The 23,317-nt window shown below is 49.8% G+C and carries 20 protein-coding genes and 1 pseudogene; 12 read left to right on the forward strand and 9 right to left on the reverse strand.

Going from position 1 to position 23,317, the window contains the following annotated elements; genetic code table 11:
- From ACTU3N_RS06960 to ACTU3N_RS06975, 4 genes and pseudogenes are all read left to right on the forward strand, one after another.
- Positions 1 to 109 (forward strand): IS3 family transposase (locus tag ACTU3N_RS06960; protein ID WP_140417647.1); only part of this gene is annotated, 109 nt, incomplete at its 5' end.
- Positions 110 to 139: 30 nt separating this feature from the next.
- Positions 140 to 571, forward strand: a complete 432-nt coding sequence (locus ACTU3N_RS06965; protein ID WP_443085412.1) for a hypothetical protein — start codon at positions 140 to 142, stop codon at positions 569 to 571.
- Positions 572 to 779: 208 nt separating this feature from the next.
- Positions 780 to 1,010: pseudogene (locus tag ACTU3N_RS06970) on the forward strand (DDE-type integrase/transposase/recombinase); the annotation flags it as partial.
- Between the two features lie 289 nt (positions 1,011 to 1,299).
- Positions 1,300 to 2,505, forward strand: a complete 1,206-nt coding sequence (locus ACTU3N_RS06975; RefSeq protein ID WP_443085413.1) for a glycosyltransferase — start codon at positions 1,300 to 1,302, stop codon at positions 2,503 to 2,505.
- A 107-nt stretch (positions 2,506 to 2,612) separates the two neighbouring features.
- Here ACTU3N_RS06975 and ACTU3N_RS06980 read toward each other — a convergent pair whose 3' ends face one another.
- Positions 2,613 to 6,182: a hypothetical protein gene (locus ACTU3N_RS06980; protein ID WP_443085414.1), complete on the reverse strand. Its 3,570-nt coding sequence runs from the start codon at positions 6,180 to 6,182 to the stop codon at positions 2,613 to 2,615.
- A gap of 189 nt (positions 6,183 to 6,371) precedes the next feature.
- On the opposite strand from ACTU3N_RS06980, the gene fieF reads away from it, so the two are divergent.
- The 5 genes from fieF (at position 6,372) to ACTU3N_RS07005 (ending at position 11,803) form a co-directional block, all read left to right on the forward strand.
- Complete coding sequence (gene fieF / locus ACTU3N_RS06985) at positions 6,372 to 7,253, forward strand: CDF family cation-efflux transporter FieF (RefSeq protein ID WP_443085415.1); 882 nt, start codon at positions 6,372 to 6,374, stop codon at positions 7,251 to 7,253.
- A 198-nt stretch (positions 7,254 to 7,451) separates the two neighbouring features.
- Positions 7,452 to 8,414 (forward strand): 6-phosphofructokinase, encoded by a 963-nt coding sequence (gene pfkA / locus ACTU3N_RS06990; RefSeq protein ID WP_443085416.1) that lies wholly within the window; start codon positions 7,452 to 7,454, stop codon positions 8,412 to 8,414.
- Positions 8,415 to 8,557: 143 nt separating this feature from the next.
- On the forward strand, positions 8,558 to 9,547 hold the full coding sequence (locus tag ACTU3N_RS06995) for a sulfate ABC transporter substrate-binding protein (protein ID WP_443085417.1): 990 nt from the start codon (positions 8,558 to 8,560) through the stop codon (positions 9,545 to 9,547).
- Positions 9,548 to 9,669: 122 nt separating this feature from the next.
- A complete protein-coding gene (locus ACTU3N_RS07000; protein WP_443085418.1) occupies positions 9,670 to 10,425 on the forward strand; it encodes a CDP-diacylglycerol diphosphatase in 756 nt (251 codons plus the stop codon).
- 73 nt (positions 10,426 to 10,498) lie between these two features.
- Positions 10,499 to 11,803 (forward strand): SLC13 family permease, encoded by a 1,305-nt coding sequence (locus tag ACTU3N_RS07005; protein WP_443085419.1) that lies wholly within the window; start codon positions 10,499 to 10,501, stop codon positions 11,801 to 11,803.
- A 42-nt stretch (positions 11,804 to 11,845) separates the two neighbouring features.
- Here the strand turns inward: ACTU3N_RS07005 and tpiA are convergent, their stop codons facing one another.
- Positions 11,846 to 12,613 carry a triose-phosphate isomerase gene (gene tpiA, locus ACTU3N_RS07010; protein ID WP_443085420.1) on the reverse strand — a complete coding sequence of 256 codons (768 nt, stop codon included), beginning with the start codon at positions 12,611 to 12,613 and terminating at the stop codon, positions 11,846 to 11,848.
- A 107-nt stretch (positions 12,614 to 12,720) separates the two neighbouring features.
- A complete protein-coding gene (locus ACTU3N_RS07015; protein ID WP_443085421.1) occupies positions 12,721 to 13,320 on the reverse strand; it encodes a DUF1454 family protein in 600 nt (199 codons plus the stop codon).
- A 111-nt stretch (positions 13,321 to 13,431) separates the two neighbouring features.
- Here ACTU3N_RS07015 and ACTU3N_RS07020 point away from each other — a divergent pair, with 111 nt between their 5' ends.
- Positions 13,432 to 13,851 carry a DUF805 domain-containing protein gene (locus ACTU3N_RS07020; protein WP_443085422.1) on the forward strand — a complete coding sequence of 140 codons (420 nt, stop codon included), beginning with the start codon at positions 13,432 to 13,434 and terminating at the stop codon, positions 13,849 to 13,851.
- Here ACTU3N_RS07020 and fpr read toward each other — a convergent pair whose 3' ends face one another.
- The 4 genes from fpr to ACTU3N_RS07040 form a co-directional block, all read right to left on the reverse strand.
- Positions 13,852 to 14,598 carry a ferredoxin--NADP(+) reductase gene (gene fpr / locus ACTU3N_RS07025; RefSeq protein WP_443085423.1) on the reverse strand — a complete coding sequence of 249 codons (747 nt, stop codon included), beginning with the start codon at positions 14,596 to 14,598 and terminating at the stop codon, positions 13,852 to 13,854.
- Between the two features lie 96 nt (positions 14,599 to 14,694).
- Positions 14,695 to 15,705 (reverse strand): class II fructose-bisphosphatase, encoded by a 1,011-nt coding sequence (gene glpX, locus ACTU3N_RS07030; protein ID WP_443085424.1) that lies wholly within the window; start codon positions 15,703 to 15,705, stop codon positions 14,695 to 14,697.
- 92 nt (positions 15,706 to 15,797) lie between these two features.
- Positions 15,798 to 17,306, reverse strand: coding sequence for a glycerol kinase GlpK (glpK, locus tag ACTU3N_RS07035; RefSeq protein ID WP_443085425.1), 1,509 nt, complete (start codon positions 17,304 to 17,306; stop codon positions 15,798 to 15,800).
- A gap of 21 nt (positions 17,307 to 17,327) precedes the next feature.
- Positions 17,328 to 18,173 carry an MIP/aquaporin family protein gene (locus tag ACTU3N_RS07040; protein ID WP_443085426.1) on the reverse strand — a complete coding sequence of 282 codons (846 nt, stop codon included), beginning with the start codon at positions 18,171 to 18,173 and terminating at the stop codon, positions 17,328 to 17,330.
- A 494-nt stretch (positions 18,174 to 18,667) separates the two neighbouring features.
- Here ACTU3N_RS07040 and zapB point away from each other — a divergent pair, with 494 nt between their 5' ends.
- Both zapB and ACTU3N_RS07050 read left to right on the forward strand, forming a co-directional pair.
- The gene (gene zapB, locus ACTU3N_RS07045) at positions 18,668 to 18,913 is read left to right on the forward strand and encodes a septal ring assembly protein ZapB (RefSeq protein ID WP_443085427.1); all 246 of its coding nucleotides are present in this window, start codon (positions 18,668 to 18,670) and stop codon (positions 18,911 to 18,913) included.
- A gap of 303 nt (positions 18,914 to 19,216) precedes the next feature.
- Positions 19,217 to 21,652, forward strand: a complete 2,436-nt coding sequence (locus ACTU3N_RS07050; RefSeq protein ID WP_443085428.1) for a putative adhesin — start codon at positions 19,217 to 19,219, stop codon at positions 21,650 to 21,652.
- Between the two features lie 102 nt (positions 21,653 to 21,754).
- Here ACTU3N_RS07050 and rraA read toward each other — a convergent pair whose 3' ends face one another.
- Both rraA and menA read right to left on the reverse strand, forming a co-directional pair.
- Positions 21,755 to 22,240 carry a ribonuclease E activity regulator RraA gene (rraA, locus tag ACTU3N_RS07055; RefSeq protein WP_443085429.1) on the reverse strand — a complete coding sequence of 162 codons (486 nt, stop codon included), beginning with the start codon at positions 22,238 to 22,240 and terminating at the stop codon, positions 21,755 to 21,757.
- A 92-nt stretch (positions 22,241 to 22,332) separates the two neighbouring features.
- The gene (gene menA, locus ACTU3N_RS07060; protein ID WP_443085430.1) at positions 22,333 to 23,262 is read right to left on the reverse strand and encodes a 1,4-dihydroxy-2-naphthoate polyprenyltransferase; all 930 of its coding nucleotides are present in this window, start codon (positions 23,260 to 23,262) and stop codon (positions 22,333 to 22,335) included.
- Positions 23,263 to 23,317 lie beyond the last annotated feature (55 nt).

Consider the following 23,317-nt stretch of genomic DNA (forward strand, 5'->3'; position numbering starts at 1 on the left):
TGATTACATCGAAATGTTTTATAACAGTAAGCGTCGGCATGGTTCGAGTGATCAGATGCCACCGACGGAATATGAAAATCAATATTATCAACGGCTCGGAAGTGTCTAGATTATCCGTGGCGATTCAACTATTAGAAAAATGTTAGAAATATATATCAACTATATGCTTGAAAATCTTTCTGATCAGCGAATCAGAAATATAACCTTAATATTGTCAAAGGTTAGTGCAACTTTTACTAGTGCAACATTAACAAAACTTTCTCTCAGTTATTCAATTTCAGCTGCTGCCAGTTCGAGTCTTGGCCTTAGGGTTGCTATTGAAAGTGCTTTAACGACCTGGGCTACGAGAGGCGTATTTGTTGCCGGTGTCTATGGATATGTACAAATCGCTTCTAAAGCTGCTGAAAGGCTTTTACATAAGCACTCGAGATATTATAGAGATCTTTATAATCAAGATTTGGAAATGCTCTACTTTTTAATAGAGCCGATTATTAATCGTGTGGATGTTTATAATCAGTTTGCAAAAACTGATCAAGATATTGCATCGGATATTTTAAGGATTACGAAATGAAGAAAATGTTTTCCGTTTGGTGGCAGGATTTAATCAGGCTTGTGATGCGAGTCTACCTTCCTATTGCTGCAACGATAGTATTCGCTCTTGTTGCTGTTAGCTACTGGGAGGAATATGCGATTGTTACCACAGTCATATTCCTTATCATTTCCTTCATTGTTAGCGACCTATTATTCAAAAGGCGTAAAAAATGATCGTGATGGCCGTTGTGTATCTGGCGGTGGTGATTGACCTGTGGTCGCGGGCGGTTATCGGCTGGTCAATGTCATCACGGATGACGACTCAGCTTGCCTGCAATGCACTGCAGATGGCGCTGTGGCGGCGTAAGCGACCGGAAAATGTCATTGTTCACAGCGACCGCGGCGGGCAATACTGTTCAGCGGATTATCAGGCCCTGCTGAAGCGACATAATCTGCGTGGNCCGCGGGTAGGATCAGGTATCAAAATCTTCTGAGTATGGACACTTTGTGGACGCTCGCAGAGATCATTTACAGCGTTACCTCACCATTAAGCGGATTCAGTGTGGCAGCATTTTGCAGGTATGACCCTGGCCCAAAATGTGGTCGTACTCACCGCACTGCCAGGACCACCACTGGGCCATATCTGCAATCCCACAAAAAAATACCAAAAAACGACATACCCTGCGGCGCACACCTTATTTTGAAAGATCTTCTATGAGTGTGATGCTAAAACGCACATTTATATAACTGCAAACTATGAGATGTGTAATGCGTATTCATTATGTAAATACTAATGTTGTTCAGTCTATCCTGAATGATGGCCCCGCCATCGTTAAAAAAGAATCCGCCTTTAGTCAATGGCTTAAAGGTGTCTCTAACGATCGTGAAATCCTGAAAACTCGCGATGCTAAAATCCTGGGCCGCCGGGTAACAAATATGCCAATGTGTGCTTCCACATGTAAAGCAGAAACCTTTGCCAATGGTATCCCTACCGAATTGCATTTTGTCTGGGAAGGTAACGATATTTCAGAGGAGCACTTGTCTAATATATTGTTAAACGCTGCGATGGTACCAAATTTCAATGTCAATATATGGACGACAAGACCCGGTGCAATTTATTCGACGCTAGAAAAGATGATGAGCTCCGAAACAAATGTGCGCTACAGAAACCTTGCGCGTAATTTTTGTTCGGCAATAACTGTAAAAGATACTAACAAATTATATGATGAGCTTAAATTAAAGCTAAATAGTTATAATGAGCATAGTGCCAATATAAATGCTGGTGAATATCTCGCTTCAATGTTCGCGCGAGAAATCAATGGTATTTACAAAAATTATGCCGCAGCTAGCGATATCACTCGTGCTGCGTTAATGTTCTTAAAAGGCGGCTGCTATCTGGATGTGGATGCTGTTTGTACCTCGCTAAATAAAATCGAAAAATCAAAAATACCGCAGGGTTATTTAATTGGCGCTGTATCTACGGATATTATGGCGAATGCTTTTTTAGTCTCTTTACCTCAGTCAGAAATTTCTAAAACAATTATTGAAACAATGGCAGCGCGTTTAATGTCTGCAGAACCCGATACCAAAATAGCAACGCATGCAAAACCAGATATTGAGGGTAAAACAAAAGATAAGAAAGATAATATGCTGCTATGGGTTAACAAAAGAAGCAATCAGGCAAGTAGATTCTCGAATACCTTAAAAATGACAGGGCCACAATTGCTCACGGACTTAAAGATGTATGAAAAAAGTGGCATCTATTTTAAGGCTGACATTTACTCAACCTCTGATGATTCTTTAAAACAATATGATGAATTGTTTAAACCATTTTTTAAAGCGCGCCTAAAAAACATGCTAACAGAAGAAAAAAGTGCAGGTGAGGTTTTATTCGCTCATCTTGAAGAGTCATTTAATGATTCATCAAGCTGGGCTTATGTTAAAAATATAAAAAAGGATTCGATTACGCTCTAAATATATACAGGTTATATATTCCGTCATGAATGCTCGCATTGCGAGCATTTTTATATCTGGAAAGAAATATCCCACATGCTGTAAGAAAAGTTTCTGGTAATACGCTGCTAATTATCATAATATTGTTTAACACCAAATCCTTTTTGCATGGCAATCGTTTTTTCACCAATTGATACCCTGTTTAGCACGGTATGAAATTTAAAAATATTCCCTTCCTTAACTCTTCCTTTGCTGCCGTACTCTTTTACAATTGCTTCCTGGCCATTGGCGGACGGATTTCTGAGTATAATAATACCATCACCCTGGCAAACAAGAATGGGCACAATGTCAGCAAGGTTAGAAGAATTAATAATAACTTTATGGCCTTTCCCGGTAATAATATATGCTGCTATGTTAAGTAGCTTTGTTCCGCTATTCAGGCTGGCATTGCCATCGCCATAAATATTTACCGTGACCTTTCCCTCTTTTCCATCAATAATGGCGATGTTGGCACCTGCGCCGCCATCAATGACTTCTTCGCGGCCGCTGATAAATATAATATCATTACCTTCGCCGGCATCAATTTTAGCGTTAATGCTGCCGGATACAATGGTGTCGTCGCCTTTTAATAAAGTTCCATCTGCCTGAATTGAATCCTTGCCCTGATTTTCGTGAGTAATATAACCGGTGTCAGGGATCATAACATGTGAAGCGTAAATAAGGTGCGATACCTCATCATCTTTCTCCCTTATTCGTGTGTGAAACCCTTTAAAACCTTCGTTGTCGCTATTGGGATCGGTATTATACGTAATCAGTCCATCTACGCTTCCGGCCATTTCTGGGGTGATATCCACATCCCCGGTCAATGTGGTATAAAAGAGCGGTTTATCGTCTTCATCATTTTTTTGCTCCGGACCAGGGGAATTTTCATTTTCGAGTTTGAACGGGTTATATCTGTCATCAGAATGACCTTCCTGATTTGTTTTTGCCATCCAGGTATAATGAAATAATTTATTGCGTTGTGTTTTTAATATTGTTTGCTGGAAATAACTTTCTCTGGCTTTTCCTCGCGTATTAGCATCAGAAATAGCATCTGCGATCAATTTTGCGCCTAAAAAGAACAGTGCAACACCAAAACCCGTCAGGCCAGATAACACAACACCGGCAATAGCGCCTGCGATGCCAATAGTGGAGGAAATAATCTTTGCAATATCATCTTCTTTTACGCCGTTGATAAAGTTCATCGCGTTAAAAATAATACCAACGGCAGCGCCGCCCGCTTTAAGAAGCACTTTCATTCCTGACGCGTAATTTTCTGATACCAGGGAAAAAGGGTCCATATGCTCAACGAGGCCAGCGCTAAAAGAGAAAGCGTCAGCGGCGGCGGTTTTTAAATATTCGTTTACGGCGAGTTCTTTTTCACTCCTGGTGACTTTCGGGTCGCCCAGAACGCGTGCCAGATAGGTCAGACTGGCAGCGTTAAGCACCGAGGTAAAAGTGGCTTCTCCCTCAATAGCGCGTTTATGACGAAGCTTAACAAACATATTAGCCACAAATTCGCTACGAAGTTTCCTGATCTTTAAATTTTCTGCTCCGCCGTAAAATTTTATCCCTTTTTTGCTGAAAGGGTTAATTGCGCGATCGAATTTAATGCCTTCTTTAACGGCGACAGAGATATAGTTATGCCAGTCGGCATGTAATGGATGTACGGCGGTGTGTTTTCTGGATACATCTTTAATATCCACCGATCTGAAGTATTTTTCTGAGGGATCACATGAGATACCAATAAAGAATTGATGCGTATTTCTCTCCAGCAAATCGGAGTACACTTTATGTGAATCCATATTCACAGTAATAAATGATGCGCTGCCTTTATTAACGGTTACTATAAACTTCGATGAATCAGTAAGCGAAGTAAATACCTTATCAACAGTGGTTTCATGCCCATCATGATTAATGATAAGTTTGGCACCCAGTTTTGACATGGAAAAAAATTCGGTCTGAGCGGCGCTACTTATGCGGAAAAACAGCGTCTTAATAGTTTGCGTATTTATTCTGATGCCAAACTCGATAACGTTTTCTCCTTTCTTTAACGAATTAATAATTCCCGCAGCGGTTGCTTTGATGGTGGACTGTTTCCGGGGAAGGGTAAAGGTAAGGAAACCCTCGCTGTTATACGCCGCTGTGCCCAGCGTGAGGATGTTAGTCGCTTTTAATCTTTGCGGGTTGATTTTTCTTAACTTTCCTGAAATATCAGATTGTAAATTAAAACGACTGAATATCTTTTTTTCTCCCCCTTCCAGCTTTAATTTTTCAATCGAATTTGGTGTTTGTTTTTTCTTTTTACTATTAACGGCCCGTTTCACCCGTGCCGAAGCTATTGGCCGTGTCGGGATATTTTCTGATCTGTTTGCTAAAACGTTATCCAGTAATAATTTGCCACTAAATACCAGCGCGCTTGTACCGGCGAGGGCAGTGGCAACGATGAGTTTATTGTTTCGCGGGACCTGGAGATAAGTTTTTGCTGTGGTGGCCATTGCGGCTGTGGCTATTAGAGGAAGCGCTGTTTTTCCATCGTTTATTATCCCCGTCGAGGCCGCCATACCCAGAGGCGCAGTATTTCCGGCAATGCTCAATTTTCTTTGTTGATTGGCAAACGCGGTGGCGTCACACTGCGTATTAAAGTGTGAATGGGTAACGGTGTGCTTAGGCAGGCGCAGCGTCGTCTCTGTTTTATGCGTGTCGCAGTACAAGAGTGCAGACAAACCCAGCTCGCGTTTCGATTTTTCCACTGCCAGTGCGTGGGCGTTTTCGGCGATATTTATGCTGGCACAAGGAGCGTGAACGGTGCGGTTTTCCACCGTTGCTTTAGTGGAAAATTCAGGCAACGCAGTTGAGTTTGATAAAAAAGCGCGAATGACAGGAGCCTGTGTAGAAGCAGCATTTTCCGATAGAGGCTGGATAATTTCTATACTGGTGTCGATTTCGAAAGCGGGTTTGTCCTGGGGCGGTTTGTTCGGTAAGTCGTGCGCCTGTACCATATTGGCGAGTGCTTTCCAGTAATGGCTGGCTTGTACCAAAAGGTTGGCGATAAAAGCAGGCACCTGTAATAAACGGCGCTGTGGGGCGTGCTCATCGCGCACCCAGTACCTGGCAGCAATGGCGGCAATGGCCAGAATCATAAAGGCATACCCGCAGCCCGGCTCCTCTTCATCGTGCAGGAACTGGCTGGAAAACGCCGCGCCGGCGCAGTCGAGGACGGCGCGGCGGATATAACCGGCCACCCAGGAGATGATATTGATATTATCGGGCAGCAGCCCGGCGGTTAGCCCCAGGGTATGTAACACCGCGATATCAATATTTCTCTTTTCCATTATTGCGGTATAGAGGCTATCAGCGGCAAACAAAATATCGCCAGGGATGCCGGGGAATAGTTTTGCGAGGCCGCGTGCAAGTAACTCGCTCTGTTTATAGTCGCCAGTAATAGAAATCAGTTGTTTGATACAACGACGGCAATCTTCGGTTAAAGGAACCAGTGTTTCTGCGACGGTTTCCGCAGGCAATGTTTCGCAGGCGTCAAACCACTTTTCATCCATCTCCACATAATCAATCGCATCAAACCATGTTTCTTTTTCTTCTGGTTGATCAGGCGTTGTGATTATGTGTCGAAACGGTGATGTATTGTTGACGTTTATCATGATCGTTTCCCTCGCAAAGTGGCAATTCCCTCCGCTTATAACCTTACGATTAGCAAGGTTTCTTTCAGGAAAACGTTTGTAACAACAACCAGGAATTCGCAATGATTGAGCCTGTTTTCCGCGCTTAATTTATTCAATGCGGTGATTTGCCATCCGTTATAATTCCCGCAGGGTATAACAGGAGTATTTATGGAAACCTATGGGCGGCTGGTAACTCGCGCTGCGGTGGCGGCAACCGTGATGGCGTCATTGCTACTGATCATTAAAATTTTTGCCTGGTGGCTTACAGGCTCGGTCAGCATTCTGGCCGCACTGGTTGATTCACTGGTGGATATCGCCGCGTCGCTGACAAACTTGCTGGTGGTGCGCTACTCGCTCCAGCCAGCAGATGAGGAACATACTTTTGGCCACGGCAAAGCGGAATCGCTGGCGGCGCTGGCACAAAGCATGTTTATCTCCGGCTCCGCGCTGTTTCTTTTTCTGACCGGTATCCAGCACCTTGCGCGCCCGGAACCTTTGCAAGCGGCGGGCGTTGGCATTGGCGTGACGCTGATTGCGCTATTCAGTACGGTATTGCTGGTGACTTTCCAGCGCTGGGTGGTGCGCAAAACCCACAGCCAGGCCGTGCGGGCCGATATGCTTCATTATCAGTCTGATGTTATGATGAACGGTGCCATTCTGGTCGCGCTTGGCTTGTCATGGTATGGCTGGCATCGGGCGGATGCGTTGTTTGCGCTCGGTATTGGCGGCTATATTTTATACAGCGCTTTACGCATGGGTTATGAAGCCGTTCAGGCGCTGCTGGACAGAGCGTTACCTGACGCTGAGCGCGAGGAGATTTTTTCTATCGTCACCTCCTGGCCTGGCGTTAGCGGCGCGCATGATTTGCGTACACGGCAGTCGGGGCCGACGCGTTTTATCCAAATCCATATAGAAATGGATGATAACCTGCCGCTGGTGGAGGCGCATCGGGTGGCCGACCAGGTTGAGCAGGCACTTTTGCAACGTTTTCCCGGATCGGATGTGATTATTCATCAGGACCCGTGTTCAGTCGTCCCCCTGGGGCGATAAGTAATACCAGCTTTCGCCTTTTGTTGTAAAAAAGTGAGCCAGACCCGCTTTTTGTGTATAAATTACCACCACATGGGCTGACCTGAATCAATTCAGCAACGATGGATTGATATACTATTTTCAACAGAGTTATTCGCTCCCGTGGGAGTCGCTTCGGGCCACAGAATTTATTTTGCATTCCAAAGTTCAGAGGTAGTCATGATTAAGAAAATCGGTGTGTTGACAAGTGGCGGTGATGCGCCAGGTATGAACGCCGCAATCCGTGGTGTCGTCCGCGCAGCATTGACAGAAGGTCTGGAAGTTGCAGGTATCTATGATGGTTACCTCGGCCTGTACGAAGACCGTATGATCCAGCTCGATCGCTACAGTGTGTCGGACATGATCAACCGTGGGGGCACCTTCCTCGGTTCCGCCCGTTTCCCGGAGTTCCGCCAGGACCACATCCGTGAAGTGGCTATCGAAAATCTGAAAAAACGCAGCATCGACGCGCTGGTGGTGATTGGCGGCGACGGTTCTTATATGGGTGCAAAACGGTTAACCGAAATGGGCTTCCCCTGCATCGGCCTGCCGGGAACTATTGATAACGACGTTGCGGGTACTGACTACACCATCGGTTATTTCACCGCGCTGCAAACCGTGGTGGAAGCCATTGACCGCCTGCGTGACACCTCCTCTTCCCACCAGCGTATCTCTATCGTAGAAGTGATGGGCCGCTACTGCGGCGATCTGACGCTGGCGGCGGCTATCGCCGGCGGGTGTGAATTTATCGTGCTGCCAGAAGTCGAGTTCGACCGTGACGATCTGGTGGCTGAAATCAAAGCCGGTATCGCGAAAGGTAAAAAACACGCGATTGTGGCGATCACCGAACACATTTGCGACGTTGATGAACTGGCGAAATACATTGAAAGCGAAACGCAGCGTGAAACCCGCGCGACCGTGCTTGGCCATATCCAGCGCGGCGGCTCTCCGGTGCCTTACGATCGCATCCTCGCCTCCCGCATGGGCGCTTACGCCATCGAGCTGCTGCTGCAGGGCTACGGCGGTCGCTGCGTCGGTATTCAGAACGAAAAACTGGTGCATCACGACATCATCGACGCTATCGAAAACATGAAGCGTCCGTTCAAAGGCGACTGGCTGGACTGCGCGAAAAAGCTTTACTGATAGCAAATGCCCTCTGCCTGGAGGGCTTTTTTTTGCTCATTATATATTCTAAAGTTATAGCCAATCTTTTTTTATTCTTTAATGATTGGAACGCTTTCTGGCAGGCTGAATTTATCAAAACAGTGAACCAGAGAGAGTGGGCGATGAACAAATGGGGCGTGGGAATAACTTTACTGCTGGCATCGGCCAGCGTGATGGCTAAGGATGTCCAGCTTTTAAACGTGTCTTACGATCCAACGCGCGAGTTGTATGATCAATACAACAAAGCGTTTAGCGCGCACTGGAAAAAGGAGACCGGCGACAACGTGGTGATTCGCCAGTCGCATGGCGGCTCCGGCAAACAGGCGACATCAGTTATCAACGGTATTGATGCAGACGTGGTCACGCTGGCGCTGGCTTATGATGTGGATGCAATCGCCGAGCGCGGTCGCATTGATAAAAACTGGATCAAACGCCTGCCGGATAATTCCGCGCCTTATACCTCAACTATCGTGTTTCTGGTACGCAAAGGTAACCCGAAACAGATTCATGACTGGAATGATTTGATAAAACCCGGTGTTTCTGTGATTACCCCAAACCCGAAAAGCTCCGGCGGCGCGCGCTGGAACTATCTGGCGGCCTGGGGCTATGCGCTGCATCAGAACGGGGGCGATCAGGCCAAAGCGCAAGAGTTCGTCAAAGCGTTGTTTAAAAACGTGGAAGTGCTGGATTCCGGCGCGCGGGGTGCGACCAATACCTTTGTTGAGCGTGGTATCGGCGATGTGCTGATTGCATGGGAAAACGAAGCGCTGCTGGCAACCCATGAGCTGGATAAAGACAAGTTTGAAATCGTCACGCCGAGCGAATCTATTCTCGCCGAGCCAACCGTTTCTGTGGTCGACAAAGTGGCCGAGAAAAAAGGTACGCAGCAGGTTGCCGAGGCGTACCTGAAGTATCTCTACTCGCCGGAAGGCCAGGAGATTGCCGCGAAGAATTTCTATCGCCCGCGTGACCCGCAAGTCGCAGCGAAGTACGCCAATGCATTTCCGAAACTGAAACTTTTTACTATCGATGATGTGTTCGGTGGCTGGAGCAAAGCGCAGAAAGAGCACTTCTCCAACGGCGGCACTTTCGACCAAATCAGTAAACGCTAACCTCTTACCCGACAGCACCGCGCCTGCCGGGTTTTCGCTTTTCCCCTTGCCGTATTCCTGGTTTTCTAACTTCCGCCGCGTTTTGCGTTATCATGCGATCCTTTTAGCAAAGGAAGCGGAACATGAAAAAAGCTTACTGGTTCGTCATTACTCTGCTGACGCTGGTTGTGCTGGCGGCCGCGGGAGGCTGGATTTGGTTGAAAAGCGGCAATCCCGATGCGTTGCGGCAAAAAGTCTTCGGGCAATGTTTACCCAATGCCCGCGAAAATCGTTCTCCCGCGCCTTGCGAGCAGGTCAATCTCCAGGGCGGCTATGTGCTGATGAAAGACCGCAACGGGCCGCTGCAATATCTGCTGATGCCCACTTACCGTATCAACGGTACTGAAAGCCCGCTCCTCACCCAGGCGAATACGCCGAACTTCTTCTGGCAAGCCTGGCAGTCGCGCGACATCATGAGCGAAACACGCGGCAGCGCGGTGCCGGATAGCGCTATTTCGCTGGCGATTAACTCTCGCACCGGGCGTACGCAGAACCATTTCCATATTCATATCTCCTGTTTACGGCCTGACGTGCGTGCGCAGCTCAATGAAAATGCAGCCCGCATCAGTAGCCAGTGGCTGGAACTGCCTGGCGGTTTGCGCGGCCATCAATATCTGGCGCGGCGTGTGACCGAGGCCGAGCTGGTGCAGCGCAGCCCGTTTATGATGCTGGCTGAAGAGGTGCCTGAAGCGAAAGCGCATATGGGGCGCTTTGGGCTGGCCATGGTGCCACAGGCGGATGGGACGTTCGTGCTGCTGGCGACCGAGCGCAACCTGCTTGCCTTTAACCTGGCATCTGCGGAGGAAATTCAGGATCATCAATGCGATATCCTGAAATAACCCTACTATAATTCGCGTTTACTCACTCTGCCTGTCGCCGTAGACTTGCTGAAAAAAACAACAGGAGACAGGCATGTCATTCTGGGCAACGTATCCTCTGGTTCTTCCTTCCCTGATTGTGGGTGTGACCATCGTATTATGGGCAACCTCGCTGTTGCCGGAATTCATCACCGCGCTGTTGTTTTTCGCGGCGGCGATGGTGGCGAAAATTGCCCCGGCAGAGGTGATTTTTGGTGGTTTTGCTTCCTCGGCATTCTGGCTGGTTTTTAGTGGTTTTGTGCTTGGGGTGGCTATTCGCAAAACCGGGCTGGCGGATCGCGCGGCACGGGCACTGTCGGCGCGTCTTGGGGATTCATGGTTGCAAATGGTCGCAAGCGTCGTGTTGCTCAGTTATGCGCTGGCTTTTGTGATGCCATCGAATATGGGGCGTATCGCGCTGCTGATGCCGATTGTGGCGGCGATGGCGGCACGCGCCGGTATCCACGAAGGTACGCGTGCGTGGTACGGTCTGGCGCTGGCGGTCGGTTTTGGTACGTTTCAACTCTCCGCGACTATCTTACCGGCTAATGTGCCAAACCTGGTGATGAGCGGGGCCGCAGAAGGTTCCTGGGGTATTCATCTTAACTATGTTCCTTATCTGCTGCTGCATACGCCGGTGCTTGGGCTGTTAAAAGGGTGCGTGCTGATTGGCCTGATTTACTGGCTGTTCCCCGGTAAGCCGCACCCGGCGCGTGAACAGCTTGCCAGCGGGCCGATGAGCCGGGAAGAGAAAAGGCTGGCGTGGCTGCTGGCGGTGGTGTTGACGCTGTGGGTAACGGAAAGCTGGCACGGCATCGGCCCGGCATGGACGGGTCTTGCAGCGGCTTGTGTGACGCTGCTGCCGCGCGTTGGGTTTATCAATGGCGACGAGTTTTCCAGCGGGGTGAACATCCGCACCTGTATTTATGTCGCCGGGATTTTGGGACTGGCGATCACCGTGACGCACACCGGGATCGGTAGCGCCGTGGGTGATGCGCTACTGCATGTTATGCCGCTTGACCCTGCCAGCCCATTCACCAGCTTTCTCGCCCTGACCGGAACGACAACCGCGCTGAATTTTATTATGACCGCGAATGGTGTCCCGGCGTTGTTCACCACCTTTGCCCAGAGCTTTGCGGATGCGACGGGTTTCCCGCTGCTGTCGGTGATTATGATTCAGGTGCTTGGGTATTCCACGCCGCTGTTACCTTATCAGGCTTCGCCGATTGTGGTGGCGATGGCGCTGGGGAAAGTACCGGCGCGTGCGGGGATGCTGCTGTGCCTGGCACTGGCTGTTGTCACCTACGTGGTGCTGTTACCGCTGGATTATGCGTGGTTTAGCGTACTGGGGAAACTGTAGCAAGACCCTCTCCGCAGAAGGGAGAGGGTAATCGGCGTGGCGTTACGCCTGTTTTGCCGCTTCTGCGGCTTTCACGATCACGGCAAATGCATCTGCTTTCAGAGAAGCACCACCTACCAGCGCGCCATCAATGTCTGGCTGGGTGAACAGCTCCGCTGCGTTACCCGCGTTCACAGAACCGCCGTACTGAATAATCACTTGCTCAGCCACTTTCGCGTCTGCTTTAGCGATATGGTCACGGATAAACTTGTGCACCGCCTGAGCCTGCGCCGGGGTGGCGGATTTGCCGGTACCGATAGCCCAAACCGGTTCGTAAGCAATAACCACGCCTTCAAACGCTGCCGCGCCCTGTGTTTTCAGCACCGCGTCAATCTGGCGTGCGCACACTTCTTCGGTTTTACCGGCTTCGTTTTCCGCTTCGGTTTCACCGATGCACAGTACCGGGATCAGGCCTTGCTCTTTCAGCACGGCGAATTTTTTGGCGATCAGTTCATCGGACTCTTTATGGTAAGTACGACGCTCGGAGTGGCCGATAATGATGTATTTTGCGCCAATATCTTTCAGCATCTCTGCCGAGGTTTCACCGGTAAATGCGCCGGAAAGGTTAACGTCCACGTTCTGTGCGCCGAGGTGGATATGGCTGCCGTCAGCGGCACGTTTTGCCAGATCCAGATAGACTTCCGGCGGCGCAATTGCGACGGCACAACCTGTTACGCCTGCCAGCTCGGTACGCAGGTTTGTAACCAGTTCGTTTACCATATGGCGGCTGCCGTTCAGTTTCCAGTTACCCATCACTAAAGGATGTCGCATTTTTTCTCTCCACGCGCTTGGCGAATTAAGGAATATGGCCGCCCTTCAGGGCAGCATGGTCTGTGAAACAGTATAGAGATTCATCCCGGCAAAGGCTTTGCTTTTTATCATTTATTGTTACCTCCGGGCAGATCAGATAGCGTCAGCTTAATCGGTTCAACAGCGAAGGTCAGCCCTTTTTCGCCGTTATCTGCCACCACATAGCGCACGGCGCCATCCGCTTGTGTGTAGTACGCTTTTCCTTTGCCGCTACTGAGCAATTTTTGCAGCTTTTGCGTACTTTGCGCGCTGGTAAGCCCCGGGGAAAAAGCACGAATAAACGCCGCCATATACGCCTGCGCTTTCGCTTTGGCTGCTTTCTGCTCCGGCCCCTGGACGGGAAGCCAGGTAATCTGCATGGATTTGATTTTCAGCGTGCCGCGCTCAAGGCCGGTGGAGGCGTACAGATTATCGTTAATGCTGGTTGCAGCACGCGTCAGATTCGCCTGATCGCTGCGGCTTTCTACGGCGCGGAATTCGTTAAGCGCCAGCTGCGGATTGTCCTTATTAAACTTTTCCCGAAACTGGCTGATTGAGAAATCAAAAGTCGGCGCGCCGGGCAGTAAATAAGGCGCTGTCACCACGCCAGCGCTCTCTTCTGCCATTGCAGGGAAGCTGAAAACCAGCGCTGAAAATAGCAACCATGCCTGATAACGCCACGTTTTCATTAACTTTGTCCTCTTACAGTGTGCTCAAGATTAAAACGGTATCCGGCTGGCTTGTCAAAAACTCCCGTTGCCAGGGTACACTAGGCGCAATGACAGAAAGAAGGAATTTGCATGGGCATACAGCAGTGGCTGTTTTCGTTTAAGGGGCGTATCGGTCGCCGGGACTTCTGGGTCTGGATAATCCTCTGGGTCTTGAGTATGACGCTGCTTTTTGCGCTGGCAAATGGCGGGATGCTTGATTTCCAGATGGCGGCGTTTCTCCTGGTGTGCCTGGTCTGGCCGACCGCCTGCGTGATGGTGAAACGCCTGCACGATCGTGGTCGCCACGGCGGCTGGGGGCTGTTGATGGTGCTGGCGTGGATGCTGCTTTCCGGCCACTGGGATATGCTCAACGGCACCCTTGCCTGGCTGGTGGGGCGCTTTCTGCCGGTGGTTATCATCGTGATGATGCTCATTGACCTGGGCGCGTTTGTGGGCACCCAGGGGGAGAATAAATACGGCAAAGCAACGCTCGACGTAAAATACCGCTGATCACCAGTAGTGTTCGGCGGTGATATGCCCCGGTCGGCGGCGCAAGTGCTTGGTCATCTGGCGGGTATCTTTCAGGAGCTGCTGCGTATCGCGCACCATTTGCGGGTTACCGCACAGCATCACATGGCTGGTTTCGGTGTTCATCGCCAGCCCAACGGCCTCTTCCAGCGCACCGCTTTCAATCAGCGCGGGCACTCGCCCGGTTAGCGAGCCGGGGAGCGTTTCGCGGCTGACCACGGTCTGAATACGGAGTTTGCCTTCGTAGCGCTTTTGCAGCTCCAGCATCAGCGGCAAGTAGCTTAAATCAGCGGCGTAGCGCACCGCGTGCACCAGCACCAGGTTTTTGAAGCGCTCCAGGTCCTTGCCTTCTTGCAAGATAGACAAATACGGGCCGATCGCCGTGCCGGTTGCCAGCATCCATAGCGTGTCGCAGTCCGGCACCTCTTCAAGCACAAAAAAGCCTGCCGCGTCACTCACCACTAAAATTTCATCGCCCGGCTGCAGCGCTGCCAGGTGCGGGCTGAGTTTTCCTTCCGGGACAGTCACCAGATAAAACTCCAGGTCGGGGTTACTCGGCGCGTTGACGTAAGAGTAGGCGCGCTGGACGCGCTCGCCGTCAATTTCCAGCCCGAGCTTGGCGAATTGCCCGGCCGTGAAGGGGTGAATGGGGGCATGAACGGTGAGGCTGAAGAGTGCATCGGTCCAGAACTGCACCTTTGTGACTTTTCCTGTAACCCAGTCCGCCATGTTTTCCTCCTGTTTTCTGGCAATACCTTATCTTCGTGCCTGTCTCCTGAGATTTCCAGCCCGCCGGGGCCGGAAAGCTCAATTGAACAAATTCCTTTAAAGTATATGACGCTGCACTTCCGGGTCTTTACGATCCAGATAATGAATGGATTTTATGCGACGAATCGTGCGCGATTTCCCGCGAATCAACAGCGTTTCGCTGGTGGCGATATTCCCCTTGCGGGTGATGCCGTCCAGCAAATCGCCTTTGGTGATGCCGGTTGCGGAGAAAATCACGTTATCGCTGCGCGCCATTTCATCCAGGCGTAATACATTCCCGGCTTCAATACCCATGCCACGGCAGCGTTTCAGCTCCTGCTCGCCGATGCGGCGATTCTCTTCGCTGTCGCCTTTTACCTGATGGCGCGCCAGCAAGCGGCCCTGCATGTCACCATCGAGCGCGCGGATCACCGCAGCGGAAACCACACCTTCCGGCGCGCCGCCGATGCCGTACAGCACGTCCACTTCGCTGTCGGGCATACAGGTAAGGATAGAGGCGGCCACATCACCGTCAGGAATAGCGAAGACGCGTACACCCAGGTTTTGCATCTCTTTAATCACGGCGTCGTGCCGCGGTTTGGCGAGAATCGTCACCGTCAGCTCAGCCAGCGGTTTTCCCAGCGCTGTGGCGATATTGCGCAGGTTTTCTTCAAGCGAAAGCGTGAGATCGATAGCGCCTTTCGCTGCGGGGCCAACAATCAGCTTTTCCATGTACATATCCGGCGCGTTCAGGAAGCAGCCTTTGTCGCCCACCGCCAGCACCGCGAGAGCATTCGCCTGGCCCATTGCCGTCATGCGCGTGCCTTCAATCGGATCGACTGCGATATCCACCGCGTCGCCGTTGCCGCTACCGACTTTCTCACCGATAAACAACATCGGGGCTTCGTCGATTTCCCCTTCGCCAATGACGATGGTGCCGTCGATATTGAGCTGGTTAAGCATGATGCGCATAGCATGCACCGCTGCGCCGTCGGCCGTATTTTTGTCGCCGCGTCCCAGCCACTTATAGCCAGCAAGCGCCGCAGCTTCGGTAACACGGGAGAATTCGATGGCAAGTTCTCGTCTCATAACACACTCTGTAGTGAAAGAAATTGCGCAAAGTTTATCACAGAGGAGGGGAGGCGCCCTCTCCCGAGGCAGGAGAGGGCGGGAGAGCGGTGTTACTCTTCGTGATCTTCCCACGCCTGCGCGCGTTTGACGGCTTTTTTCCAGCCGCTGTAACGGTAGTTGCGCTCGGTGGTTTCGATACCGGGGCGGAATTCGCGCTCGATAACGGCTTTTTCCTGTAACTCATCCAGGTTTTGCCAGAAACCGACCGCCAGCCCGGCCAGGTAGGCGGCACCCAGCGCTGTAACTTCACGCACTTCCGGGCGCTCCACGCGGGTGCCGAGAATATCGGACTGGAACTGCATCAGGAAGTTATTGGCAACGGCACCCCCGTCCACACGCAGAGCGTGCAGGCGAATACCGGAATCCGCCTGCATCGCTTCCAGCACGTCGCGCGTCTGGAAAGCGATAGATTCCAGCGTCGCACGAATGATGTGGTTAGCATTCACCCCACGGGTTAAACCGAAAATCGCGCCACGCGCATAGGGGTCCCAGTAGGGCGCGCCGAGGCCGGTAAAGGCGGGCACAACATACACCCCGTTGGAGTCTTTCACTTTGGTGGCAAAATATTCTGAATCGAAAGCGTCGCTGATAAGCTTCATCTCATCACGTAACCACTGGATGGATGCCCCAGCCATAAACACCGCGCCTTCGAGGGCATAATTCACTTCCCCTTTCGGGCCGCAGCCAATGGTCGTCAGCAGACCATGCTCCGATTTCACCGCTTTTTCACCGGTGTTCATCAGCATAAAGCAGCCGGTACCGTAAGTGTTTTTTGCCATGCCCTCTTTGACGCAAAGCTGGCCGAAGAGCGCCGCCTGCTGATCGCCCGCAATCCCGGCGATAGGAATACGCGTGCCGCCTTTACCGCCAATGTTGGTCTGGCCGTAAACTTCAGAGGATTTGTGCACCTGAGGCAGCATGGCGCGCGGAATATCCAGCGCTTCCAGCAATTTGTCGTCCCAGTCCAGCTTGTGGATATCAAAGAGCATGGTGCGCGACGCGTTGGTGTAATCCGTTACATGAACGCGGCCTTGGGTCATTTTCCAGATAAGCCAGGTATCCACGGTGCCGAACAGCAGCTCGCCGCGTCTGGCCCGCTCGCGCGAACCCTCTACATGGTCGAGGATCCATTTCACTTTAGTGCCGGAGAAATAGGGGTCAATCACCAGACCGGTGGTGTCGCGCACATAATCTTCCAGGCCGTCGCGTTTTAGCTTCTCGCAAATATCCGCCGTGCGGCGGCACTGCCAGACAATAGCGTTATAAATCGGTTTACCCGTTTCACGCTCCCAGACAATCGCGGTTTCGCGCTGGTTGGTGATGCCGATAGCGGCAATTTGATCGGAGCTGATATCTGCTTTCGCCAGCACTTCCACAAGCGTAGAGCTTTGCGATGCCCAGATCTCCATCGGGTCGTGTTCAACCCAGCCTGGCTTCGGGTAAATTTGTTCAAATTCGCGCTGAGAAACGCTGATGATGTTGGCGTCGTGGTCCATTACAACTGCGCGGGAGCTGGTGGTACCCTGGTCGAGCGCAACGATATATTTTTTGTCAGTCATGATTATGGTCCCGTAGTCACATTACAGCGAAGCTTTTTGTTGTGCGGTGGAGGCGTCTTTTTTGTCTTCAACCTCCGCGAGGTTGCACGGCAGATGCCGGCAAATCAGCTTCTTATACGCGAAAGCACCCACTATCGCGCCAGCGATTGGCCCAAATAGCGGAACGAGGAAGTAAGGAATATCCTTACCGCCGGTAAAGGCAACATTGCCCCAGCCTGCGAGCCAGGCGAGGGTTTTCGGCCCGATATCACGCGCCGGGTTCATGGCGAAGCCGGTCAGTGGCCCCATCGAGGCCCCAATGACAGCAATCAGCAAGCCTATCAGCAGTGGCGCCAGTGGGCCGCGCGGTACGCCGTTACCGTCGTCCGTCAGCGCCATGATAAGACCCATAAGGATAGCGGTGATGGTCATTTCTACTGCGAAGGCCTGCACAAAATTAAGATGTGCGTTGGGATAGGTAGAGAATATGCCTGCCAGATCAAGACTTTCGACGCTACCGCGCAGCATATTGTGCGATTGCTCGAAATCGAAGAAAAGATTGTAATAAAGCCCGTAAACCAGTGCGGCGGCGCAAAATGCACCGACAAATTGAGCAAGAATAAAAGGAACAACTTTACGTTTATCAAAATCGGCAAACAGCCATAGCGCGATCGTCACGGCGGGGTTGAGGTGTGCGCCGGAAACCCCTGCGGTCAGGTAGATGGCAAGCGCCACGCCCAGGCCCCAGATAATGCTGATTTCCCATTGTCCGAAGCTTGCACCGGCCACTTTCATCGCTGCAACACAACCCACACCGAAGAAAATCAACAGCCCGGTGCCGAGAAACTCGGCGATACACTGACCCTTTAAGGTAGGAGTCTGACTCATAATCGGAACCTGCAATAGTTGAGTGGTTATTATGAACAGAAGAGGTCTGACTTCCCCTGTTTTCGTGTATACATAGTGTTAATTTATCGTTAACGAGCAAAAACGAGAAATATCGAAATCAAAATATGTGTACTGTGTCAATAAAATGAGCGTTTTCGCGCGAAAGTTCTGGTTTTTTGCTCTCATACGAAATGAGAGCTGAATCAATTTTGTTGCCCGGAATGTAACAATTTAGGGGTAGCGGTACGTAATGCACCAGGTCTATGCTGAAAAGTGTTGCAAAGCGCAAACAGCGTGGCTCGGCGCTGGACAGGGACTGGCGCGATTCATACAATCGGTAACAAGCGAATTACGCGAACAAACAATTAAGGCGTCGCCGGTATTCGGGACGAGGATTTTTAAATACACGCATTATTCGGTGGCAGGTAACATAAGTATCTGCGGCCTGAGAAGTGAAGTGTATATCCATCAACGCCTTGCAACTCAGGAGAGGTATGACAATGTCATTAGAAGTGTTCGAGAAACTGGAAGCAAAAGTACAGCAGGCGATTGATACCATCACGCTGCTGCAGATGGAAATCGAAGAGCTGAAAGAGAAAAATAACAGTCTGGCTCAGGAAGTTCAGTCTGCTCAACAAGGTCGCGAAGAGCTGGAGCGTGAAAACAACCAGTTAAGAGAGCAACAGCACGGCTGGCAGGAGCGTTTACAGGCGCTGCTGGGCCGGATGGAAGAGGTCTGATTATTCGCGCACTGGCGCAGACATTTTAGCCTGCTTTTGCCCCTCCTTTATTAACGCTATTCTGGCAGGGGCAATTGCTGGTGAGTTGTGCACCCGCATTTAAAGCGTTTTAAACCTGGCATTGCTTTTCTCCGTGTGATAATAATCCACCCTGAGATATTTATTCTGTTCCCGGTCCTGTGTTATTTTATTAGCCAGTTGGCGCTATTAAGCACATCTATTATATTATTAATATAATTTTCAGTATTAATTTTAGTGGCAATGATTTTATAAACCTCCAAAATATATTGGGAGAATATGAATATGCCTGATTTTCTTTCGCTTTATGAGCAACATCGAAGAAATACAGGGAATCATACTAACTGGCTGGATAATCGACAAGAACGTCAGGCTTTACAGGATGAACATGTAATTGATTTATCCAGACATGCCGGGGATTTAAGACAAAGAGGGCGAGCGCAAGCGCTGCTGCAATTATTATCCTTTCTTAGCCTAATACAAAATACAAATACCACGCCCGCGCTCCGTTCGGTGACTAAAAAAACTGGTGAATATGATCTGTTAAACGATCGGCAATTGACGAAGGATTATCAAAAAACAATTTACCCCGCCCTGCATGTACTGCAGGATGCGCCGGTAACACCGCTGGCGAAACGGGTTGCAAAACGCCATATAGAGGGAATTAACGCGCAGACAGCGGTATTCAAAACAAGTAAGCCAGAATTGTTTGTGCTGGTGAAAGAAGATTTTCACCAGGACGTGGATGATGATATTTATAAGTTTTCCTTGAGGAGACATATTCCCGGCGAGATCGCCTCTATCCAGCGGTTAATTAAGCAGAACCGACTGCGGGAAAATGGTGTACTGGCAACAGAAGAAACCACAAGACTCATTAAATTGTTCGATGATTATATTATTTACAGCTCCGCGCTGGATAAAATAAAACACTGTTTAACAAAGAAAGCACCAAAAAGCCTCCTGCTTGAAAAGGCGACCGCATTGTTTGGGTTAACGGGAGACGGTCCCGAAATTGACAATCAGCGGCTCGCTTTAAAAGTCCAACTTTATCATTTAGAAAAATTAGTCAAAGAAAAATTTGATATTGTTTTTCGCCCCTTTTTACTTACACCTAATCCGAAAAATCACTACGACAGCACTTACGAATCGAGCGAGCAGGAACTGGCGGGGGAATTGATCGAGGATGTTATTGTAAATAATCACGGTGTTCCCGAAGGCCATACGATCATCTATGGGCCTGCCTACCAGGCCAGAAAGTCATTAGTTGCATACGCTTTGTATATTTCCGGCATTCATTCAGCGGAACAGTTAACAACATATTCTGCTGTTGATAAACTGAGTTTTTATAAATGGCTGCTGGTGGGGCTTGAAGAATATATAACAGAAAATGATGATGATTTAGTGAGTGAAATTGCTAACCACTTTTACTTTTCACTTTATCATCATTATCTGGCTAATCCTGATGTTAATTTGGCTATCAACGACAGCAAAGTTAAAAAAATGAGCGCTTTTAATCGCAATGATAAAATTGATGCGCTGATTTATCATTTTAACTCCGACATTGAAGTTAAATATAATTCGAAAAGAAATATGAGCGAATTGTTTCTGTTTCTTGCTCAGGAGTTTTTGCTTCCCTCGGGTTTGGCTAAAAGCAAAATCACAAGATCGGTTTTTTTGAAAAATAAATTGGCAGGTAAATTCAGTAAGCAGAAGCCTCTCGATAAAAGCAGCTTAGCCGACATGAGTTTTAACAAAATCCACCCCAACAAAAAAGGCCCGAAAAACAGGGTGAGAAAACCCAGCCGCAAGGATTATCCCGATGATGAGACTTACCTGCAAGACAAGCTAAAGTATGAGAAATATATAAAAGAGCGAGTCGCGCTGGGGGCGAATTATGATCATACCAGGCGCAAAAAAATTGCTATTGATAAAATAAAACAACTGGAGAAGACGCATCAACATAAAATCATACATCAATCAGAGGGTGGCTTCACGCTGACTACTGCGCAGAACGATCGGGGGCAAATATTGGTGCTTAGCGCACACGCCTGGTCGGAGAGGTATACCAATCAGCTAAGATTGCCAAAGGGTAAAAAAATCTATTTTTTAGGGCCTGATGGTAAAGTTTTACTTGAGGCTCCGGAAAAGGAGGGGTTGCTACCTTCGTCTTATCTGGTTGCCGGGAAAAAACACCCGGCGATATTTAGCACCTTTACGGAAGAGGGTATTACGTTATTAACCAGTAAAGAATCGCAACACGTTGCTCTTGAGCAAGCCAAAAATTACAGGCTAAAACATTACGAAGTAACGCCCGAGGAAGAACTCACGCTGGCGGTGATTGAGAACAGGCTTAAAACTGACGGCACCAAAATGGATTTTCTTGTGGTTGATGAACTGGCCGGAGAGAAAAAACTGTCGGATGTGATCAATCTGATGAAGCAGGGTAAGCTGCTGCAAGAATATAACAAAATTATTTTCTACGCTTGCCGGGAGATAAAAAAGGCTGGTGCAATGAAGTCTGACGGCCTTAAGAATGCCTATAAAATAATGTTTATTGATATGCCTGTTCCCGCACAAGTTCCGGCGAAAAGGAGCCTGTTTGATAATACCTCTGCCGCGAGTTTTTCATTTGACGGGTATTACCTTTATGAGCGCATTGAAATAGAGGGCGAGAGCGTCGAAACTTTCTTCGAAGGCATCTCCCCTTATCTTGACGATTAACCAGGCGTATTTGTCCTGGACACTATGAAAGCGGCGGCCGGAAGACAGCACAAAAAAACGGGCCAGTTTCCCGGCCCGTTTTGCGTAATAAGTTGATTTGCCTTACTCGATATCCAGCGGATCTTCCGACAGGATAATACCGGTGTTATCGGCATAAAGATGATCGCCGGAGAAGAAGGTCACGCCGCCAAAATTGACGCGGACATCGCTTTCGCCAATGCCTTCACCTGCCGCGCCGACCGGGATGGCCGCAATTGCCTGAATACCAATATCCAGTTCTTCAAGGTCATCAACCTGGCGCACCGCGCCGTAGACCACAATACCTTCCCACTCGTTTTGCACAGCGGTACGTGCGAGCTCAGCGTCGATTAAGGCACGGCGCACAGAACCCCCGCCGTCAACCAGCAGGACACGACCACGGCCATTCTCTTCGAGCAGATCGTAAAGCAACCCGTTATCCTCGAAACATTTCACCGTGATGATTTGCCCGCCAAAAGACGACCGCCCGCCAAAATTGGAGAACAGAGGTTCTACGACGTTGATCTCTTCCTGATAGATATCACAAAGCTCAGAAGTATCGTATTTCATAGGTTTAACGTTCAGTTGCTTCAAGAGTAGTCAGTATATCGCGCATCACTCGCTGTTGGCAAAATCATCGATTCTGAAATGATCTTTATGCTTTAAAAATTCAGCTGGCTGGCAACGATACCGATGACAAATAACAAATTCGTCAGCAATGCGCCTTTCACCGTGCGTTCCAGCATGGGCGGCATGGCGCGCGGGTCTCGCTCACGTAGCACAAAGCGCGCCTGTTTGATAAGTAACGGCGCTGCCAGCACAAACAGCCAGCCCCAGACGCTTTGTAAAGAGAGCAGGTTAAACAATGCCAGGCAAAGTAACGCGCCAGCGAGTAAACAGGCGTGATAACGGCGCGCATTGACCGGGCCTAAACGCACCACCAGCGTGTATTTACCGTTGGCGCGATCGCTATCAATATCACGTAAATTGTTGATATTGAGCACTGCCGTGGCAAGCAAACCACAGGCCGTCGCAGGCAGAAAAACTGCCGGGATAAACATATGTGCCTGTAAATACCAGCTGCCTATCACGCTCAGCCAGCCGAAAAAGATAAGCACGGAGATATCACCCAGGCCCAGGTAACCATAAGGACGCTTACCGATGGTGTAGGTAATTGCGGCGATAATCGACAGCACGCCGAGCGCCAGAAACCCCAGAAAATCCGCCATCGACTGTGTTGCAACTGTAACCAGCAGCAGCCCGGATATGCAGCTCAGCACAATCACAATAATCAATGCACGCCTCATCTGCGCAAAGTTGATGACACCTTTTTGCATACCACGCAGCGGCCCGATGCGATCCGGCTTATCGCTGCCTTTTACCGCATCGCCGTAATCATTGGCCAGATTTGAGAGGATTTGCAGCAAACCGGCGGTTAGCAGCGCAAGCACCGCCACCAACGGATCGAAAAATCCCTGCCACCAGGCGAGTGCCGTACCGACGACAATAGCGGCGAAGGCGAGAGGTAACGTTTTGGGTCGCAGGCTTTCCAGCCATGCCTGTGTGCGGCTTAAAGTTTGCGTTTCATTCATACATAAGAACCAGCTAACAAAAATGGGGGGGCAGGCCCCCATCAAGTGTGATGAA

The sequence above is a fragment of the Vagococcus sp. WN89Y genome, from assembly GCF_052220145.1.
Lineage (GTDB): Bacteria > Pseudomonadota > Gammaproteobacteria > Enterobacterales > Enterobacteriaceae > Kosakonia.

Excerpts from the sequence above, each read along its gene's own strand:
- ACTU3N_RS06995 (WP_443085417.1), top strand. The coding sequence starts at position 8,558 with ATGAACAAATGGGGCGTGGGAATAACTTTACTGCTGGCATCGGCCAGC.
- ACTU3N_RS06965 (WP_443085412.1), top strand. The coding sequence starts at position 140 with ATGTTAGAAATATATATCAACTATATGCTTGAAAATCTTTCTGATCAG.
- glpK (WP_443085425.1), bottom strand. The coding sequence starts at position 17,306 with ATGACTGACAAAAAATATATCGTTGCGCTCGACCAGGGTACCACCAGC.
- ACTU3N_RS06980 (WP_443085414.1), bottom strand. The coding sequence starts at position 6,182 with ATGATAAACGTCAACAATACATCACCGTTTCGACACATAATCACAACG.
- glpX (WP_443085424.1), bottom strand. The coding sequence starts at position 15,705 with ATGAGACGAGAACTTGCCATCGAATTCTCCCGTGTTACCGAAGCTGCG.
- zapB (WP_443085427.1), top strand. The coding sequence starts at position 18,668 with ATGACAATGTCATTAGAAGTGTTCGAGAAACTGGAAGCAAAAGTACAG.
- ACTU3N_RS07050 (WP_443085428.1), top strand. The coding sequence starts at position 19,217 with ATGCCTGATTTTCTTTCGCTTTATGAGCAACATCGAAGAAATACAGGG.
- ACTU3N_RS07005 (WP_443085419.1), top strand. The coding sequence starts at position 10,499 with ATGTCATTCTGGGCAACGTATCCTCTGGTTCTTCCTTCCCTGATTGTG.
- ACTU3N_RS07020 (WP_443085422.1), top strand. The coding sequence starts at position 13,432 with ATGGGCATACAGCAGTGGCTGTTTTCGTTTAAGGGGCGTATCGGTCGC.
- ACTU3N_RS07000 (WP_443085418.1), top strand. The coding sequence starts at position 9,670 with ATGAAAAAAGCTTACTGGTTCGTCATTACTCTGCTGACGCTGGTTGTG.
- ACTU3N_RS06975 (WP_443085413.1), top strand. The coding sequence starts at position 1,300 with ATGCGTATTCATTATGTAAATACTAATGTTGTTCAGTCTATCCTGAAT.
- fieF (WP_443085415.1), top strand. The coding sequence starts at position 6,372 with ATGGAAACCTATGGGCGGCTGGTAACTCGCGCTGCGGTGGCGGCAACC.
- ACTU3N_RS07040 (WP_443085426.1), bottom strand. The coding sequence starts at position 18,173 with ATGAGTCAGACTCCTACCTTAAAGGGTCAGTGTATCGCCGAGTTTCTC.
- menA (WP_443085430.1), bottom strand. The coding sequence starts at position 23,262 with ATGAATGAAACGCAAACTTTAAGCCGCACACAGGCATGGCTGGAAAGC.
- rraA (WP_443085429.1), bottom strand. The coding sequence starts at position 22,240 with ATGAAATACGATACTTCTGAGCTTTGTGATATCTATCAGGAAGAGATC.
- tpiA (WP_443085420.1), bottom strand. The coding sequence starts at position 12,613 with ATGCGACATCCTTTAGTGATGGGTAACTGGAAACTGAACGGCAGCCGC.
- pfkA (WP_443085416.1), top strand. The coding sequence starts at position 7,452 with ATGATTAAGAAAATCGGTGTGTTGACAAGTGGCGGTGATGCGCCAGGT.
- ACTU3N_RS07015 (WP_443085421.1), bottom strand. The coding sequence starts at position 13,320 with ATGAAAACGTGGCGTTATCAGGCATGGTTGCTATTTTCAGCGCTGGTT.
- fpr (WP_443085423.1), bottom strand. The coding sequence starts at position 14,598 with ATGGCGGACTGGGTTACAGGAAAAGTCACAAAGGTGCAGTTCTGGACC.